Raw genomic sequence first — 18,473 nt, 5'->3', positions numbered from 1 at the left:
ATGAAACAGCATGTTGTAACTGAAGAACACCCGGGCGAGTACGTTCGAGAAAATATCCTAAATCCTAAAAAGCTGACCGTTACCGGAGCGGCGAAAATATTGGGTATTGGAAGACCTGCTTTGTCGAATTTTCTGAATGGTAATGCGTCGCTTTCACCAGATATGGCGGGCCGACTTGAACGAGCCTTCGGCATTCCTGCACAAAAGCTGCACGATCTACAAGCTACCTTCGACGCTCAGAAAACAAAGGGTGCACCAGCTAACACGAAAGCATATGTGCCGCCATTTCTTAGTATCGTCGCAAATGAAATTGAGGCTTGGTCCTCCAGCATTGCGGCTCGTTCGCGCCTCTCTGTTCTTTTGCGTAGGCTGGTAAATTCAACCGGCATTGGACTAACCAAAGTCAATTTCCCTGGCAATGACGATTCACAGCGCCCTGGCTGGGATGGTTTTGTCAACGCGAATGAGGGGACACCGTGGATACCAGAAGGTGCCTCCGGCTGGGAATTTGGTTGTAATAAAGAACCTAAAAGCAAAGCCGATGATGATTATAAAAAGAGTGTAGAGGCTTTAGCGAAAACAGATCGCAGCCAGATCACATTTGTCTTTGTGACTCCGCGCCGCTGGCTTGGAAAAGAGCAGTGGGTCTTGGACCGAAAAAAGGAAGGCCATTGGAAAGATGTTCGTGCGTATGATGCGAGTGATCTTGAACAATGGCTGGAACAGTCAATTGCAGGTCAAGCTTGGTTTGCTAACGAAACAAAACGACCTGCAAATCATACGCGGTCGCTTGATCAGTGTTGGGCTGATTGGTCGGGTGCTGCTTTTTCTCTTTTGCCCGGTTCGCTGTTTAAAACGACGGTGGAAGAAACAAGAAAGCGTATTCAAGATAAACTGGCAAAGCCTCCTGGAGAGCCGATTGTAATTGCAGCTGATTCAACTGAGGAAGCTGTTGCCTTTTTAGCCGAAGTTTTTAATGACGCAAGCGAGGAGCTAACACCTTACCGTGATAAGGTTGTTGTTTTTGATCAGCCGGGAGTATTACCCAGATTGGCCACCGAATCACCGGGTTTTATTGCAGTCGCAACCACACGAGATGTTGAACGTGAGCTTGCACCTTTTTGTCGTGTTCTACACACTTTCGTTGTTTATCCTCGCAATGCAATAAACATCGAACCTGATGTTTTACTGGAGCCGGTAAATTACGACACGTTCCATGCCGCTCTGGAAGAAGCCGGATATGAACGGGATGACATCAATAGGCTCGAAAAAGAATCTGGCCGATCCTTAACTGTCTTGCGAAGAAGACTATCAAAAGTACCAGCTGTTCGTACTCCTGCTTGGGCTGTTGATCAGGTGACTGCAATGGGTATTATTCCCTTTATGTTCGCGGGGGCTTGGAGTTCCACTAACCGGTTTGATCAGGACATCTTGTCATTTCTGGCACAAAATACTGCTTATGGCGAACTTGAAAAGCGACTTCAAGGACTTGCACAATTGAATGATGCACCAGTTTGGTCAGCTGGTACGTATTGCGGTGTTGTTTCAAAGATTGATAGCCTATTCGCTATTAGTGGGATGATTACTCGGACTGAGCTGGAAACCTATTTCGAGGTTGCTGAACGAGTTCTTTCGGAAGATGACCCATCATTAGATCTCCCTGAAAAGGATCGTCTATTCGCCTCGCTACGGGGTAAAACCCGGGAGATTTCTGGGACGTTGCGGCAGGGAATTTGTGAAAGTCTTGTTCTACTGGCAGTTCACGGTAATACGCTCTTCCAAAAGCGGTTAGGGATTGATATCGAAGTAAAATCGATTTTGTTGATCCGTAAATTGCTTGGACATCCGCTCAGCGTTCGCACGTTGGAGTTGCATGATCGTGATCTACCAACCTATGCGGAAGTGGCACCTGATGAATTTCTCAAGATCATTGAAAAAGATTTAAAATCTTCCGAGCCTGCGTCATTAGCGCTTATGCGTCCTGCTGACACGGGAATTTTTGGTCGATGCCCCCGGACAGGTCTGTTATGGGCCTTAGAAAATCTAGCGTGGTCTCCGGTTACGCTATCGAGGACTATATTAATTCTCGCACGACTGGCCGAAGTTAAAATTGATGATAAGTGGGCTAACAAACCAATCTCCTCTCTTAAGTCAATTTTCCGTTCATGGATGCCCCAAACTGCTGCCAGCATCGATAAACGCATAGCGGCAATGGAGCTTTTGGCTAAACGTCATCCCAAGATCGCTTGGGATATATGTGTTGCTCAATTTGGTCATTCGGACAATACAGGTAGCTACACGCACAAGCCACGTTGGCGAGATGAAGCCCGCGGGTCTGGGAATCTCGCACCAGAACAAGAGCGGCACACCTTTGTGGTCAGGATGGTGAACATGGCTTTAAGTTGGCAGACGTATGATCAATCTATGCTAGGCGACCTGATCGAACGGCTTTACTCTGTGGAAGAGTCATGGCAAGAGGATATTTGGATGATCATCAAAAACTGGGCAGCTACAGCAAACGATTTCGAGAAAGCCTGGGTACGCGAGAAAATTCGAGTGACGATCATGTCTCGACGTGGTGTGGCGAAGAATAAAAAGAAAAATTTTGATGGGCTTCAAGCCACTGCCAAGGCGGCCTATACTGCTTTGGAACCGACGGATATACTGAGTAAATATGAATGGCTCTTCCGAGACGCATGGGTGCAAGAGTCATACGATGAACTGCATGATAGTGACCTCAACTATGAGCAAAGAGAAGAACGCATTGCGCAAATAAGGGCTAACGCTCTTCAAGAGGTACTGGCCGAACGGGGTATTGATGGTATTTTAACGCTGGCAGAAATGGGTAAAGCTCAATTCCAAATAGGAGCTATCACTTCCGCCAGGGTTTTATCCACTCTGGAGATCACAAACTTCATCATAGACCTGAGTAAATCGAGTGAAAACGCCGATTCTTGGACCTACAAAAGTTTAGTTACAGGTGCGCTTTGGAGTATTAGAGACGATGTTGCTAGAACGGAATTACTTTCCACGGCAAAAGGCAAATTGTCGTCAGAAGATTTTGTGAAGTTATTAGAACGAGCCCCTTTTTCATCGGCGACTTGGTTACTTGTTGATGAATTGGATGAATTGCATCAGAAAGTCTACTGGCGCGAGGTTGTTCCATCATGGAATGGTCAAAATGATGATGAACTAAACGAATTAGTCGATAGGCTTTTAGCCTACAAACGGCCCCGAGCTGCATTCAACTGTGTCCAGTACAAACTTAAAAGTCTAAGGCCTACAGTATTATTCCGATTGATGGAAGGCTTAGTGACAGATGGAGACGAATTAGAAGGCCACTATCAACTCGATTCCTATTACCTTGGAGAAGCTTTTGAGGTTTTAAATGCAAGCGCTACTTTCTCGGTGGAACAGATGGCTGGGCTTGAATTTTCTTATCTTGATATTCTTAGTCAGTCACGAGGAAGCAGTTCGAATCATGGTATTCCAAATCTAGAAAAGTACATTGAAGATCATCCTGAATTTTACGCTCAGGTTGTAGCTTGGCTTTACAAACGTGAGGATGGAAAAGACGATCCTGACGAACTTCAGCTAACTAATTTATCTGCTCGCCAACACCGAGCAAATAAAGCCTACAAGTTTATCGAAGCTCTAAGGCAGTTGCCAGGCCGAAACAAACAAGGTGATATCGATGCTAATTTTCTCTTGCGTTGGGTAAACGCCGTTCGTAAATTCTGTGAAGAATTGGGGCGTCAGGACGTTGGGGATCTGTCACTAGGTAGCTGGTTTGCAAAAGCTCCAAAGGGAGATGATGAAATTTGGCCCTGTGAGCCATTGCGACAGCTCTTAGAAGAGGTTCAGTCTGAAAAGATGTCAGATGGTATCACAATGGGCCTTTTTAATGCCCGTGGGGTCCACTTCCGAGGCGAAGGTGGTAATCAGGAACGCGAGTTGGCAGCTATGTATCGGCAATGGGCTTTGGCTCTGGAATTCTCGTTTCCTTTCGTTGCCTCATCTATTCTTGAGCGTATGGCAGAACGATACGACAATGATGCTCAAGATGAGGACATAAGGGCGGTTGTCAACAAACGGTTGATCTAACTATACCTATCATGAAGGCTTATTTTGTTCCAGAACGAGTGCAATATTCCAATCAATGCTAGATAAACGGTTTGCGATAGTTTGTAACGTTCTCAGCACGTCCGGGCCGGTTAGGAAATCGCCATATACCAGATTTGTGAATTCACCATTGTATAACCGATGGCTTAATCTGTCTATCTTATTGAAAGTCAAGACTTAGTTAACAGGCGTATTGGGATGGTTTCCTTAAACTTCCATCATTTTAGTTTGTCAGGATATTTCACCTCTTTACTCTTATTAAATTCTATAGAGGTTCTTCTGTCTGAAGCAATTCCCATAGATCTGTAGTAAATTTCTTCGTACGGCCGCCTATCGAACGTGAATTTACAAAACAGATGAGGTTCTGAGTAATATTCGTCGCCGTCTACTTTGTAGCCAACGATATTATAATACGGAACGCGACCAATACGCATGCCCCTAACGACTTTAAACTTAGAGTCGTTTCTACGTGCATCATTGCGATCCGTTAAAGCCTCCCATTGGCCATCGGCATTCATTAAAATATCAACACCAATGCCTGCACTCAACCAAAACTCAACCCCATTGTGATACGTATTATAAAAGAAAGTTGGAAACCAGGCAGATAAAGTTTCTTTCCACTCAGGGTAAGTAGTGTCGTCCACCGAATGAATAAAAACCTTCGTCGATATGAAGCGGTGGTAAGGTTCATACATTAATCTTTCCCATTGGTTTCTGTCTTTGACCCTAACATGGTTAATTATGTCTTTATGGAACTTCTTTTCCATCGATAGACCAGCTTTGATCTTAGTTGCATTATCTCTAACACTTTGCCCTAGCTTCACACCGAAATAAACGAATAACAAATCCTGGTGATCTTTATAAAGCCTAGCTTCCAGGGGACCTGCCGCCCAAACTTCAGTTTCCTGAATGCCTTTGCTCTTGGCATAGGTCTGGCAGTACTCATAGTTTGCCCTAGTCAAATCACAGGCAATTATGATCAATAGTTTATAAGGCAGTACCTCGTTTTTACTCACCTCATCAATGATGTGGGTAATATCTGTTTTTATAATGGCCGTGTATCGCTTGCATTGAATGAACCACACCCGGCTCTCTTGTCCAACTTGCTGGACAGCATGAATATCAACCCCGCCATCTGCGCCTTTGCGGCCAAAGTGATTGAGCTTTTTCCATTCGTAAAGGCGGGCGACTAGATTAAGACAGAGATCTTCAAACCGAAGGGGGTCAAGGTCTGTAAAATGTAACTTATTTATTGTTCGGGTTGGCTGATGAGCCATAAAGTGTACATTGCTAGTGAGTAAGCATCGGCTTGAAGATGACAAAAATAGTTAGCAAAGACCAGCCTGTTTCATAATATCCGTGAATAAGATGACTTTGTTGCGATCTGCTTTGCAGAACAGGAATGGATCCACATCTTTCGCCATATCATTCATATCCAACGTTTCGCAGTGAGCAAGTAACCGTTCTTTTAATAGTGTAAGATTCTCTATCCCCGCTTTTTGAACAAAGTAACGGTAATCCGGCTTGATGCCCAGACCAAGCAGAAACACAACATCATAGAAATCACGACCCTTGTTGCGTGGGCGGTTGAGGATGACGTAGAACTTCTGGGCCAGCATAATGTCTGTAGGCGTCGTAAAAATGCGGGCAATTGTATCGAAGCGATTGAGCAGGACGGTGTTTGGCTTAAAGTTGAATTGTTGCGCTTCCGTATCCAATTGGATCAGAATCTTTTCCTGTTCGTATCCCGATAACCTACGCTCAAACAGCATCTTGGGAAAACGGATGTAGCAATGATACGCGCCTTTATTAATGGTTTTAAACTCGACCGTATAGCCCTGAAGCTTTAGCCCTTCTGCGATGACGGCTAATCCTTGATCAAACTGTTCAGCGGTAATGTTGAAGTTGTCAAAATCTAAATCCTCTGAAAATCGCTGATAATCATGGATTAGCCGCAGGCACGTACCCCCAGAAACGCGAACTGATTGCGGAAATCACTGTTGAACAGAATTTCCAATATGCGGCATTGCAGGTACTCACGCAGCATTGACCGCTTGGCCTGTTGCACGTGACTTGGGAAGAACGGCTGGATAGATTGCAGGTTAAGCATTAGCTATCTGCCTTATAATGTAATGGGACAAGTCAGTCACCCGTTGGTTACCGTAGAAAGCCGCGTATTCTTCGATAATAGCTGTTCACGCAATATTTGCCAAAATGGACCAGTCAATGCGTAGTCCGTCAATGTCAGCCTTATCACGCCAGTGAGAATTGAGGTAGAGCGTGTCCAGAAGAGCCTTTCCCGGCTCGGCAATGAGTACGGGTTTATTCTCCCATCGCTCGATACGGTAACCAAAAAATAAGGCAGGCTTAATGTGCTTGTAAATTATCTCCCCTATCGGCGTCTCAAAGGACTTGGTCTTGTGAGTCGACACCGAATACGTCTGGTAGACACCCTCTGGGATCAGCCCGTAATGGCTCAAAGCTGTCCAGAGCGAAATATAGGAATTGCGATAAATCCGATTGGCCATATAGAACGCCAATTGTTCCGTTACGGGTTGATGCGTCCAGCGGTAAAACCTTTTGAATATAGTCTTTCTCCTGCCAGTCGCTCAAACGTCGGAGATGGAAGCCAGGAAACGCCTTTCTCGGTCCGCCTGTTGCTTCCTATAGTTTTGCATCATTATAAGGGCTTTATCCTGGCTTTCTGAAATGTCCGGTTTCTTCTCGGCCTGAGGCAGATCAGGCTCATTGAGATAGTTTTTTTTGCTCTTGTTCGAAAAGAGTTTGCATCGCGTCGCGCTGACGCTCGAAATCAGCTTGTAGCCGTTCCATTTAACCCTCATAACGCGTTTGGTCGAAATGATTGCCTTGCAGCTTTTTGATGGTAGCCTGATCGGCATAAAATCGCTGATGAAGCTTTCCAGCTCTTTGTCTTCCTGGGCTGAGAGGTCGCTATAGGCCATCACTGAATTCGGTCTGCGTGTCAACGACGATATAAGCAAACTGAGAGCTCTATTTATATCTACACCAATTTACTATACTCATGTGCTAGATACAATCATAGGACTTATTAGTTAAAGGATTGCCGTGATTTTCGCATGCGTTTCAATCTTCAATTGTCTAAACTCAAATTTTGGAAAGTGTTTTGATCCTATAAACTTGAAACGTATACCAATCATCTAGCTACGCAGTTGATAGCAGGCAGAGAGTAACTTACTCCTAACTGCCAATACAGAACGTAGTCTAAACCAATTTAGATGTTATCTTAGAAAATAAGACGGAATATAATTTTGGCCAAGATACTAAAAGGAGGTATTTATTTTGTTAGTCTTAAATAATTTAACTAATATTGAGCTATAAACGCTTTTAAAAGGCACAAAACACTACTATATCATGGAAAATAAAGTAGCTTCTAACAATCAGCAAGTCAATGAACTCGCTCAAACGCTAAAGCAACATGCACCATCTCATCCAGCTCTAAACAGGATGAAAGCTAAATTGGTAGGGACTGGGGGCATTCAAGCAATTTCAGGTTATGATCGCATGCATCACCGCCATAACCGCGCATAACACTCCAAGAAGTGTAAAATTAAAATTATGAGCTTGGCCGACAGCTTTGCTGTCGGCTTTTTTTCTACTATAGATGAACGCATTAGCTCCCTCTATTAATAGTTTTCTGATCAAAATTGCTTCACGGTGCAATTTGAACTGTGATTACTGCTATATGTATCAGCATTTAGATCAGAGCTGGAGGCAGCAACCTGCGATCATGAGCGAAGATGTGTTACGTCAGTTTGGTAATCAACTGGCCACTTATGTACAAGAAGTAGCTCTTCAACGTATCATCGTTATTTTTCACGGCGGCGAGCCACTGTTAGCCACTACAGTTAAATTGATCGAAGCTAGTGAGATTATTCGGCAGTCTTTACCCTCAACAGTTCAAGTTGACTTCACTATACAAACGAATGGCGTCTTGCTTACCCGTGTTGATGTCGAGCAATTTGCTAAAAATAATATTCAAGTATCTATAAGCTTAGATGGTCCAGCTTGGCTTAATGACCGACACCGTCCTGATCACAAAGGCCGTTCATCTTTTCAAAAAACGATGAACGCAATCACTCTTTTGCAACAATATCCGACTGTTTATGCTGGCTTGATAGCTGTCATTGATGCCGATAGTCAACCTGAAGAGATGCTAAGTTTCTTCTCAGTTTTAAATCCTCCATCATTAGATTTCTTATTGCCTGATGCGAATTACAGCACTCTACCCAAAAATCGCGATACGAATCCGGATTTGTATAAGGAGTGGCTACTTCGATGCTTCGACGTATGGTTCGATAGCTACTCACATCTGAGAATTCGCACCTTTGAAGCAATCTTAAATGGATTAATGGGTCTACCAAGCGAAACTGATGCCTTCGGTTTAGGCGATGTTAGCATGTTAACGCTAGAAACGGATGGCACATACCATGACTTAGATGTGCTGAAAATTACTGGGGAGGGGACCTCATTAAATATTGGCAACGTTTTTACAACTTCTATTTCTCAAGCTGCCAATTCCGCAGCTCTTCAAAAACACCGCTCGCTGCTAACCAAAGAGGGGCTATGTCAGAAATGCCAAGAATGTAGATGGGTAGAATTGTGTGGAGGTGGTGCAGTGCCACATCGTCATAGTTCTGAAGGTTTCAATAACCCAAGTATTTATTGTACAGAAATAATGGCATTGATTGAGCATGCTCAGCAACGCGTAGAACAGCAGCTTGCTGCCGAATTAGATGAAGCGTGTGATACTGGAGTAGAGTTAAGCACAGAGGATTTACGTATCTATGATCAAGAAGAAAATCGCAATCATTTAGTAAAATCCGTACATGAACAATGGCAGCAGAGTCAGCTCCCTCTTCTTGACCAAGCATTATTAGTTACACAGCAACATGGGAGTGAAGAGGAACAAGCAGTGGCGGCTCAGCTTTTGACATTTCCGCAACAAATACGTGCTCATTTATCTATACAGCCTTCTATCGTTGTTTGGACAGATCTAATCCTTAAAAAAGGCCGCAATATTACCGTACAATCAATTGATGGACAAGCGATAAAAGTTGATTATTCTTACATACATCAGGCCTTGCTTTTAACAAACTCATCGTCAGGAATAAAGATACATAGGCCCGACGTATACCTTCGGCTTCCCTTTGGCGAAAAGATTATATTTGAGCCTAGTTTAAATGCAGTTGAGAAAGAGTTAGTTGAAGAAGCATTTCAATTAATTGGCAAATGGAATCCAGCCTTATTGGATGAGATATATACACTCTCTCCTGAAATTCAGTTTATTATAGACCCTACAGCTCACGTCGATAAAGTTGTGTCTTTCAGCGATAACAGCGTTCCTGGATCATTGTACATTCAACTAAAGAGAGGTAACGGTAGCTTAATTAGTGTTTATGATCTTGCAGACTCAATCATTCATGAACACCGGCACCAAAAACTGTATCTCCTACAGCGTATAAGTCCGATTATGAAACGTGATTTTCCTCTGGTTCCTTCGCCTTGGCGAGAGGAACTCAGGCCACCAACTGGTTTATTTCATGCAATATTTGTATTCGTCAAATTGTATGAGTATTGGCAGTATTTAAGAGACACACACGTTGCAGAAGTTCGTCAGCAGGCCGAAATGGAGTGTCAAATGATCCTACAGAAGTTAAGCATAGGTTTTGAAACCGTTTATAGCTGTCCTCTAACAACAGCGGGCAACCAACTTCTCACAATTTTAGAACAGCGGATACATCATGAATACGCTCATAATTGACAAGAAAAAGCTCCCAGCAAATAAGTCTCAGAAAGAAGAGTTCCTTAATCAATATTTTAGCGGACTTCTTGTAGAAGCTTGTGATGTCGATAATCAAGTGAGCGTTTCACTAAGTTGGCCGAATAATATAACATATTTTGTAGATCCCGACTTACAGAAAGGTTTATCGTGGTGGAATAAAGACTTAAAACCAGAAAATATTCATCAACAATATCAACGATCTCCATTATATCAGTTATCTCTGACCGATAACTGGTCATTATACTCTTGGAGTCTATGGCTACAATCGAAAAACAATCAAGCTTCAACAGTTGATGTGATAATTCTACATGTAGATGACCATACTGATTTCATGTCACCACTACTCACCAAAGAAGGTGACATATGGGCTGATTTGATAACAGGCAATGCTTTTGATATTAATCAACCTGAGACTGTAAAAGCGGCTGTATTAAGCGGCGCAATTAGTGTAGGATCATTTATTGCCCCTTTTTTTCATGGTATTAGAAACATCACGTTTCGCCACCTCCGGAACAAGTACCGCACAGGAATTGCTGAATCAAAAACGTCACTTTACCCCTCGTTAACATATGATCAATTGTTAAGAGAGGGCCAGCTAAGACCCAGTATCAGCCTAAAATCTTTCAATTCTATAGGGCATCGCTCGGTTGACTATCAAGTTTCAGATAGTGCAACTGATTGGCTCAGCAACTTGCCAAAGAATATTCCTGTACTCCTTCACATTGATATGGATTATTTCAATAATCGTTTCGATGGTGATTCAGATTGGCAAGAGCGAGTCAACAAACTTGATCCCACTCAAGACGAGATATCAACGCAGATCAGATCACTATTTTCACATCTATGGCAAAAAGTTGAACGTTCACAAGTTGAGGACATCACCGTTGCCTTATCACCAGGGTTCTTCCCAGCTGAATACTGGCAACAATCTATTGAACTCTTGCATGAACAACTAATCCATGAGTAAACTTCTAGAACCGATCTCTTGCAATCAAGTGGAATTGCGTACAGGAAGAGGTAGTAAGGTAAAAGGAGGGGGTCCTGAAGGCCACTATTGGCATATTTATGTAAATGACAAGAGGGCGGGGAATGTTTACATTAATATTATTGACGATGAACGTTTGGGTCGACACCCTTCTATTCATCTATTTCTTAATCAACAAATGCGCGGAAAGCACATTGGAAGATGTGTTTATAAAATTGCTTGCGAGTTAAGTCAGTACGATGCTGTATACGCACATATGCGCAAGTCCAACGATGCTTCAAAGAAAGCTGCTTTAGAGGCTGGTTATTCCGTTCTTCAAAACTATAACGAACGACAGTTAACATTGATTTGGCGTCGGTAATTGTTCGTATGAATTTCAATTAAATAGCCGATTTCTTTCTGTTTAAGATATTGCTTCGTTTGTCTTTTTTAAACAAGCTGTTAACTAAATTCTAAATTAGATGTCTAACATAGTTTCAACAGAGCCTAAGAAAGAAACTTTACACAGATTATTAACATCAATTGCTCGTAATACTAAAGAAGAGCGAGAGGATCAACGATACTGTTTTATCTTAGGTGCAGGTGCTTCGAGATCGTCAGGGATCCCAATGGCTTCTGAACTTGCAGCTGATTGGCTTGCAACTGTAAAACTAGATCTAGGCGATTTAAGGTACGCAGAGTGGCGTATGAGTATTGGATTGGATGAGGAAAATTTAGCTGAACAATATTTTAGTATATATGCGAAAAGATTTGAATTAGACTTTTTAGAGGGCTATGCCTATCTAGAAAAAAAGATTGAGGTCGCAGAACCAAGTTGGGGATATTCAGTTTTAGCACAAGTGTTGTCTAAAACGAAGCATAATGTTGTCATTACGACGAATTTTGATTATCTAATTGAAGATGCACTATATACTTATGGTGATAAGAAGCCTTTAGTATGCGGTCATGAAAGTTTAAGCGGTTTTATCAAGCCGTTCACAACAAGGCCAATTATTGCGAAAGTTCATAGGGATCTACTTCTAGGACCTAAAAATACCGCTGAAGAAACCTCACAACTACCTGATGGATGGTCCACTGCGCTTGAAGGAATATTTCGATTTTATACGCCTATAGTAATAGGATATGGCGGTAATGATGGTAGTTTAATGAATCTTTTAGAGAAAACGTCTTATATAAACCGTGGAATTTTTTGGTGTTATCATGAGAGAAGTGGTGAGCCGAATGCTCGCATAAAATCTTTAGTAAGAGACCATGATGGATATTTGGTTCCAATCAATGGGTTTGACGAAATGATGATGTTATTTAACAAAAATCTTGACTACCCAACTTTAGAAGATCAAATTAATGAGGTCGCTCTCAAAAGGAGTAATTCTTATAGGGAAGAGCTCTCCAGACTACAAGGCAGTTCAAAATTGAAGAACAAAGAAGCTAAAGATGAAGTAAATAAATTAGTCGAAGAAGCTCCTTTGAAAGACGGATTGAGTTATCGGATGAAAGCGGAAGGAGAAAACGGTACAGAAAATCAAGATAGAGTATATATAGAAGGCATTGAGAGGTTTCCGGATAATTCAGAATTGAAATTAAGTTATGCTGAATTTCTCTGGAAAGAGAAAAAAGATAACGAATTGTCGGAACTAATGTTTAAAGATGTTCTACAGATCAATCCAAAAAACACTGATGCGCAAATTAGATATGCCGAGTTTCTCTGGATAGGGAAAAAGGAGTACGATAATGCTAATGATATTTATAAACAAGTCTTGTCTGAAGATTCCTCAGAATCTAGTTATCTTGTAAGCAACGCAGACTTTTTAAGCGAAGCTTATGCGAACTTGCAAGAAGCTAGAGATTTATATGAATTAGCAATAAAACTTGAGCCACTAGAAGTTTATTCTTACATAAAATTAGCAGAATTCTTATACGTGAAGTGTTCGGATTGTGAGGCGGCGGCCCATATATATAGTGTTGCCTTCGAAATTGATCCAGATGAACAACAGTTGATTTCAAGTTACGATGAATTCAAGGCTAGATGTACTGATCAAAAATAATTGACGAAAGCAAATAGAAATGTTAGGTAGGTATATTCAAACACTAAAGGTAAGCTCAACTCATTGATCAATGCCAATCGAGAATTATGACGATTTTAGATTTACCATCAATACTAATAAGCTCCATTTGATTTTGAGGAAATAACCCATTAGGGTTAAAGGTGACCTCTCCAATGAACTCATTCGATCCAATAGAGTCATAGTCCCAGAGCAGTAATTTGATTGGTGCATTAACGCTATAAGTTACATTATCACTAGATAAATTCCATGTAATAAAACCTTGTTTAAGCTCTTCTTCGCCTACGTTCTCTTTCCGTTTTGAAGGATCTAATGCATACAGGTTTGTGCCCTTCGTATCTGTAATCGTGAAGAACACGTCAGGTAAACCGACTAGACCCCCATCCCAATACTTACCGGATGGATCAAGAGATGGTAGTTTTGTAACAGTCAGTTGATTAATGGAGAACTGGCTTGGTTTGACCAACTGAGCATTTGTAAAATCATTGTAGTCGGTCGAGGCTCCCAATGTGACCAAACTGTTGTCTGAAAGGTAGCGGACTTGGTAAGAGATGGGTGCTCCTTTATCTGGGCTATTAGCCCCATCTTTAATCCACTTACTAATAGATTCAAGTGCTGTTAGCCCATTAGTCTTGACCAATACGTTTGTCGCACTGGCAGCGTCTCCACCCAAAACGGTGAGTTGCACGCTCGATTCCGCCAGCGTTTTCTTTAATTCGGTGCTTAGGCTCAAGCCCTGTTGTATGCCACTTAAGATTGATACTAAGAGTTGCTGCTTATCAGTGTTGATACTGGTTTTAAAATGAAGCTTGGCAAAAAGGAGTCTCCCATACGTTATTTCACTCACATAGCCGAGCGGATCATCAGGGTCAGTAGCAGTCCGTAATGCTGTTAAGTCAATAGAGGTTGTAAAGTAGTTTGCCGCACTCCCTGGATAATCCATTGTTACCGTGTGATAAATCTGCTTAAAGGCCACTACAATATCTTGCTGTTGCAAATCAGTAGAAGTACTGAATTGATTGGCAAACGTTACGGGTCCCCAACCAACATTGACCCCTTGGCTCATAAGAGCTTGCTCCGTCGTATTCATCACTGCTGCATCGTAGCTGATAGAAGCAACGACGTTGGCTGGCTGTTGTAGCCATTGATTCATCACAGTTTGATAAGCAGCCTTTCCGGGTTGTATTGCCTTGGGCGTAGAACCTGGCAAGCTGCTCGTTAGCGTTACCTGTTCACGCGCCGTAATGCCAATGGATGTAAGATTTCCTTGTTGACCAAATGATTTTAAGCGCACAATCGATCCCACATATAAGCCTTGTCCATTATTTGGATCAGCTTGATCAAAACCCGTTTCGTTGAGATGGGTGGAGAACCGCTTGGTTAGGCGAAAGGTACGTTTGCGCGTTGTGTAGCCAGACCCGTTAATGATTTGTGGGTAGGACGGCTCGTCACTCAGTAGCACAGTCCCCTCAGGTGCCGGTTCTGACAATTTAGTTTGTGCACCGACAATTTGGTTAATTTCTGCGCTGGGCTTGATTGCTGTTTCTGGCTGATGACAACCAAGAAAAATTAAACAAGTTAGTAGACTGCTTAAGAGCCGTGTTTGCATATGAACCAATGATATTCTCAAACATAATCATTTGCTAGTTAAGATACATACATGTATCATCACAGTTACAAAACTCTCGTAAGATGTGAGTGCCCAGTCAACCTAGTGGCTATATGTCTTTCCTAATGAGGAGGGCCCTCAATTTACTGATTTGTATTTAATAGCCTCTGCAACAGCTCATTTTTCTCCTTCTCAATTGATAGCATTCGTTCATACAGTGCAATCTTTTCGTTATACAGCTCTATGATTTTATCGACTGGGTTGAAGGTCGGATAGTAGTTGACTACACTGGCTTGATCGTGGTTATTAATTGTATTGGCAACAATATTGATGGCGGCTTCATCATTGAAGTTTTCAATCACGCCTTCTGCAATTCCTAGTGCTTTCGACACTTTTTGCAAAGCCACTTGGTCTAGTACGTCTTTCTGTTCCAGTTGAGAAATGGCCTGCTGACTCAACCCCAGCGAGCTTGCCAGAAACTCCTGTTTAATCCCCAGCATCTCGCGAATGCGCTTGACATTACGACCGTGATGGACGGTTGGTGGTAGCGTGTTCTCCATATACAAAGCTACACGTAACAGGACTAGTAAAAAACAAGTGTGGCGTTGTGCGATACAAGCGGTTCCACAGCATGTCGCCCAGTCGGAACAGGTATTTTAGCGAAGACAACATAAACACTCTTTCTCTATGATCTCGACAAATGCCTCGGCCATTCTATTCGATGATTTTGCCCTACTGACACAGCAATTAGGTCGTCAACGACTGGTTGCTACCTCCGTCAATACCAATTGTGACTGTGCTGGTTCACCATCTCTTAATGCCGACTGCGATTGTGCCGGTTCTCCTTTGACCTCACGCTATGACGACCGCCATACCAATCAAATCGCCCAGCCTGTTGCTTAGGCCTATTGAGGGTGACTATTTCTATGCGGTCAATTGCGCCTCTCCAAACTCGTTGCGGGTGTTAAACAGGACGCAGTACGACATTTTAAATGCCATTGACAACCAGACCAGCACACTGGCACTAGGTGACCAACTTGGCATTGCGCCCAGCGTATTAGATGGTTTTTTGGGTATGCTGACGCAAACCGAGATCATTCGGTTTGATAATCAATTCAGCCAACCGCAAAAACCTGATAATCCAACCTCACTCAATTTCTGGATTCACACCACTAACCGGTGCAATCTGTCTTGCGGCTATTGTTACATCTCGACGCTGAATACCAGTGGCGGCATGCCGGAGGCCATCAAAAAACAATTGTTGCACAAACTGGTGGAAACGGTTCGCAGCCGAAAACTCAACCGGGTGAAGTTTCGGTTAGCGGGCGGTGAACCGCTCACTCAGTTCAAGTCATGGCAACAGTTTCTCCCTAAAGCGCGACGCATTTTAGCTGAAGAAGGGTGCGCGTTGGATGTCTCATTCCTGACCAACCTGACTGTTCTCACTGACGAGATCGTCAATTTCTCGAAAGAGCAGGGTATCAGTTATGGGGTGTCATTAGATGGGGAGGGATCATACCATGATACCACGCGTTCGTTTCGATCTGGTGTTGGCACTTTTGACCGGGTCGATGCCAATTTGAAAAAGCTACTGGCACACGGCATTCCGGTCTCGACCAGTACGGTTGTCACCAACGCTAATCTGGCCGGGTTGCCTGATTTAACGCGCTACCTGATTGATCTGGATATTCCGTTTCGCTACTCGATTGTCAAAGGCGAAGCCATTGACGCAAACTTGTTAGAGCAGCATCTATCGGCGTCTTACGCCATTATGCGGGAAGCCATCGAAAATGGCTGGCAATTTTCCAGACGGCATCAATTCTGTGACCTCAAACCTAATGAGCTAGGTTTCCAAACCTGTGGGTCAGGGTTCTCCGGTGGAGCCATTTATGTCGATGGCACCGTTAATTATTGCCATGTTCATGTGGGCGATACGACGAAACAGGCCCACTCCATTTTTGATGACGGACTGGATTTAATCGAGATGATCCAGGCCGTGAGCCATTATGAAGGCCCGCGATCTAAAGACTGCCAGACCTGCCAGTTTAAATCCGTTTGCACCAGCGGTTGTCCGGTTTATAGGGTGGATGGCAAAGACCCGCAATGCAGCCTCTATCACCAGTTTATTCCGCTCATTTATGAACTTCAAGCACGGGAGCGATTGCAATTGCTGCGTGAATACCAGATGATATAGACCTTAATACATGCGCAGAGGTCAATTATCTTGTTGTCACTTGTTATATCCGTGTTCGCCCTGATTGCCACGATCTATCAATTATATCTGCTACGGGTTCATAACGAGAAATCGCTGAAGCCTTTGGGCCAGATTTTCTTCTGGGATCGTGCCGAAACCATTTCGGTGCAGGTTCAGAACAACGGCATAGGACCACTGATCATCGACCGGCTTACATTTAAGAAAAGTGATACTATATATTCCAATATCAAAGACTGTGTTGATCTTGACCCCAAGTCCTATATGCATCCTCCGTTGGATGATACGGTGCAACGAGTGATCTTACCGAATGGAAGTCTGATAATTTTTGAAGCCACGCGGGAAAATCATGAAGATGAACAGGCCATGAACCAAGTCAAAACAGCCTTAAGTCCAATAACCCTGATAGTGGATTACCGGGATATATACGACAATAAATTTACAGTTGAGCGAGATTTTAACTGGTTTTCCAGGCATATACTCGATGCAGGCCTTCCTCACTCTGAAAATTGTCAGGTCACTGATTCGCTTGGCTTAGGAGCGAACAAATTCATATAGCTTCGTATAATCGTGTTTGTCTATAACGCACCCAACCATTGTCTAATCAATGGTGAATACCTCAGCTGCTGATTGGCAATATATTAATGATGACCAAGTAGCAGTGTTGATGAGGTACAGCTCCCACACGGATCTGATTTTATTTAATGATAGTGTTAAAAGGAAACCGATGATTTAATGCAGGCAGCTACGCTATATACGAATTGATAAAGATAAATGAGAAGGGGTTGCGTTTTATGATTAAGATAATTTAGTAATAACTAACTAAGACCTATAAAGTAATCGTTTAGCGACGTTCCTCTATGTTATACCTTCGCAAAGTTTTCATCTAATTTTCGAGGCAGAAAAAAACCTTTGATGCAATTGGGATTGGAGATACACAATTGAATGTGATTTTTTCGGCGAAAACCAGCATGAGGATATAGTTCTTCTCCTTCACTAAACATAGCTCTTGTAGAATCAAATGGCTCTAATCCGGCTTCTGATTGAATGTCATGCGCTAGCGTTATAACAGCGCAATCTAATTCACGAAGCAGCAACTCCTGGGATTTTCCCACGAATCGGTTCTGAGGCAAATTAGACTTCTCTAAACTCTGCATTAAGAAATCATACGCATTTCTTATTACTTGTAAATTTTCGTAATCGAGCAGATCAAGACAGCGACCCAAATCAATCACAGCACCTATGACTGCGGGGTTTTTAATTTTCTCCTTAGCGCGAATCGGGTTTTTTTTCAACGATTCGGCGTATTCCAAAGCTCTGGAAGGGCTGTTTTCCCAGAAGTAGACACCCGGTCCTAACCAATCATACTTATTTTCACTCTTATTTAAAATTAGTTCATGATTTAAAACAGCTTTAGCCACTTCTTGATCGCATCCGTGAAAACCAAGAACTAATCCTGACCTTGTGGAATACATAAATGCTTAAATTCTTTAGCTATTCTACCTCTCGAGTTAACAATCCCTATTTTTTTAAGATAGGCAATAGACGCTTCAGGACTAGACGTAACCGCAGCCTTTTTCTCCTCTAAAAATTTCAAGAAGATCTCTCTTTCTTTCTTGTCCATAGCAATTTCTCCTTAATCTTTATGATGTGTCTTA

Annotated in this window: 18 protein-coding genes; 9 read left to right on the top strand and 9 right to left on the bottom strand. The window is 42.7% G+C overall.

The features are described from left to right. Positions 1-4,104: a HigA family addiction module antitoxin gene (locus ACFE8Q_RS05710; RefSeq protein WP_375444410.1), complete on the top strand. Its 4,104-nt coding sequence runs from the start codon at positions 1-3 to the stop codon at positions 4,102-4,104. A gap of 236 nt (positions 4,105-4,340) precedes the next feature. Here the strand turns inward: ACFE8Q_RS05710 and ACFE8Q_RS05705 are convergent, their stop codons facing one another. The 5 genes from ACFE8Q_RS05705 to ACFE8Q_RS05685 form a co-directional block, all read right to left on the bottom strand. Beyond that, entirely contained in the window at positions 4,341-5,399 is a 1,059-nt protein-coding gene (locus tag ACFE8Q_RS05705) for a restriction endonuclease (protein ID WP_375444409.1), read from the bottom strand. 51 nt (positions 5,400-5,450) lie between these two features. Next, entirely contained in the window at positions 5,451-6,071 is a 621-nt protein-coding gene (locus ACFE8Q_RS05700; protein ID WP_375445137.1) for a nucleotidyl transferase AbiEii/AbiGii toxin family protein, read from the bottom strand. Beyond that, positions 6,071-6,232 carry a hypothetical protein gene (locus ACFE8Q_RS05695; protein ID WP_375444408.1) on the bottom strand — a complete coding sequence of 54 codons (162 nt, stop codon included), beginning with the start codon at positions 6,230-6,232 and terminating at the stop codon, positions 6,071-6,073. Before ACFE8Q_RS05695 ends, ACFE8Q_RS05700 begins: the two co-directional genes overlap by 1 nt. Positions 6,233-6,317: 85 nt before the next feature. After that, positions 6,318-6,650 carry a hypothetical protein gene (locus ACFE8Q_RS05690; protein WP_375444407.1) on the bottom strand — a complete coding sequence of 111 codons (333 nt, stop codon included), beginning with the start codon at positions 6,648-6,650 and terminating at the stop codon, positions 6,318-6,320. 81 nt (positions 6,651-6,731) lie between these two features. Continuing rightward, positions 6,732-7,085 (bottom strand): hypothetical protein, encoded by a 354-nt coding sequence (locus ACFE8Q_RS05685; protein ID WP_375444406.1) that lies wholly within the window; start codon positions 7,083-7,085, stop codon positions 6,732-6,734. A gap of 430 nt (positions 7,086-7,515) precedes the next feature. Between ACFE8Q_RS05685 and yhhA the strand changes: the two genes are divergently transcribed. The 5 genes from yhhA to ACFE8Q_RS05660 all read left to right on the top strand — a co-directional run bounded on the left by yhhA (position 7,516) and on the right by ACFE8Q_RS05660 (position 12,976). Beyond that, positions 7,516-7,692 (top strand): YhhA family cyclophane-containing RiPP, encoded by a 177-nt coding sequence (gene yhhA, locus ACFE8Q_RS05680; RefSeq protein ID WP_375444405.1) that lies wholly within the window; start codon positions 7,516-7,518, stop codon positions 7,690-7,692. A 73-nt stretch (positions 7,693-7,765) separates the two neighbouring features. Continuing rightward, the gene (gene yhhB, locus ACFE8Q_RS05675; RefSeq protein WP_375444404.1) at positions 7,766-9,925 is read left to right on the top strand and encodes a cyclophane-forming radical SAM/SPASM peptide maturase YhhB; all 2,160 of its coding nucleotides are present in this window, start codon (positions 7,766-7,768) and stop codon (positions 9,923-9,925) included. Beyond that, complete coding sequence (locus tag ACFE8Q_RS05670; protein ID WP_375444403.1) at positions 9,906-10,913, top strand: hypothetical protein; 1,008 nt, start codon at positions 9,906-9,908, stop codon at positions 10,911-10,913. Before yhhB ends, ACFE8Q_RS05670 begins: the two co-directional genes overlap by 20 nt. Beyond that, positions 10,906-11,292 (top strand): hypothetical protein, encoded by a 387-nt coding sequence (locus ACFE8Q_RS05665; protein ID WP_375444402.1) that lies wholly within the window; start codon positions 10,906-10,908, stop codon positions 11,290-11,292. The genes ACFE8Q_RS05670 and ACFE8Q_RS05665 overlap by 8 nt, the downstream gene beginning before the upstream one ends. Positions 11,293-11,392: 100 nt before the next feature. Next, a complete protein-coding gene (locus ACFE8Q_RS05660; protein ID WP_375444401.1) occupies positions 11,393-12,976 on the top strand; it encodes a hypothetical protein in 1,584 nt (527 codons plus the stop codon). A gap of 67 nt (positions 12,977-13,043) precedes the next feature. Here the strand turns inward: ACFE8Q_RS05660 and ACFE8Q_RS05655 are convergent, their stop codons facing one another. Both ACFE8Q_RS05655 and ACFE8Q_RS05650 read right to left on the bottom strand, forming a co-directional pair. After that, the gene (locus tag ACFE8Q_RS05655) at positions 13,044-14,603 is read right to left on the bottom strand and encodes a thiol-activated cytolysin family protein (protein WP_375444400.1); all 1,560 of its coding nucleotides are present in this window, start codon (positions 14,601-14,603) and stop codon (positions 13,044-13,046) included. Positions 14,604-14,746: 143 nt separating this feature from the next. Further along, a complete protein-coding gene (locus tag ACFE8Q_RS05650; protein ID WP_375444399.1) occupies positions 14,747-15,163 on the bottom strand; it encodes a helix-turn-helix domain-containing protein in 417 nt (138 codons plus the stop codon). A 127-nt stretch (positions 15,164-15,290) separates the two neighbouring features. Here ACFE8Q_RS05650 and ACFE8Q_RS05645 point away from each other — a divergent pair, with 127 nt between their 5' ends. From ACFE8Q_RS05645 to ACFE8Q_RS05635, 3 genes are read left to right on the top strand one after another with little or no spacing between them, the layout of a single operon-like run. Continuing rightward, complete coding sequence (locus tag ACFE8Q_RS05645; protein ID WP_375444398.1) at positions 15,291-15,506, top strand: hypothetical protein; 216 nt, start codon at positions 15,291-15,293, stop codon at positions 15,504-15,506. Continuing rightward, on the top strand, positions 15,463-16,797 hold the full coding sequence (locus tag ACFE8Q_RS05640; protein WP_375444397.1) for a radical SAM protein: 1,335 nt from the start codon (positions 15,463-15,465) through the stop codon (positions 16,795-16,797). Before ACFE8Q_RS05645 ends, ACFE8Q_RS05640 begins: the two co-directional genes overlap by 44 nt. 51 nt (positions 16,798-16,848) lie before the next feature. Next, complete coding sequence (locus ACFE8Q_RS05635) at positions 16,849-17,373, top strand: hypothetical protein (RefSeq protein ID WP_375444396.1); 525 nt, start codon at positions 16,849-16,851, stop codon at positions 17,371-17,373. 305 nt (positions 17,374-17,678) lie between these two features. On the opposite strand, the gene ACFE8Q_RS05630 is transcribed toward ACFE8Q_RS05635, so the two are convergent. Further along, on the bottom strand, positions 17,679-18,290 hold the full coding sequence (locus ACFE8Q_RS05630) for a hypothetical protein (RefSeq protein WP_375444395.1): 612 nt from the start codon (positions 18,288-18,290) through the stop codon (positions 17,679-17,681). Beyond that, a complete protein-coding gene (locus tag ACFE8Q_RS05625) occupies positions 18,266-18,439 on the bottom strand; it encodes a hypothetical protein (protein WP_375444394.1) in 174 nt (57 codons plus the stop codon). The genes ACFE8Q_RS05630 and ACFE8Q_RS05625 overlap by 25 nt, the downstream gene beginning before the upstream one ends. Between the last annotated feature and the right edge of the window lie 34 nt (positions 18,440-18,473).

The organism is uncultured Fibrella sp. (genome assembly GCF_964250085.1).
In the GTDB taxonomy this organism is placed as follows: domain Bacteria; phylum Bacteroidota; class Bacteroidia; order Cytophagales; family Spirosomataceae; genus Fibrella.
The sequence above is the reverse complement of the archived record's forward strand: the minus strand, read 5'-3'. Positions and strand labels throughout refer to the sequence as shown.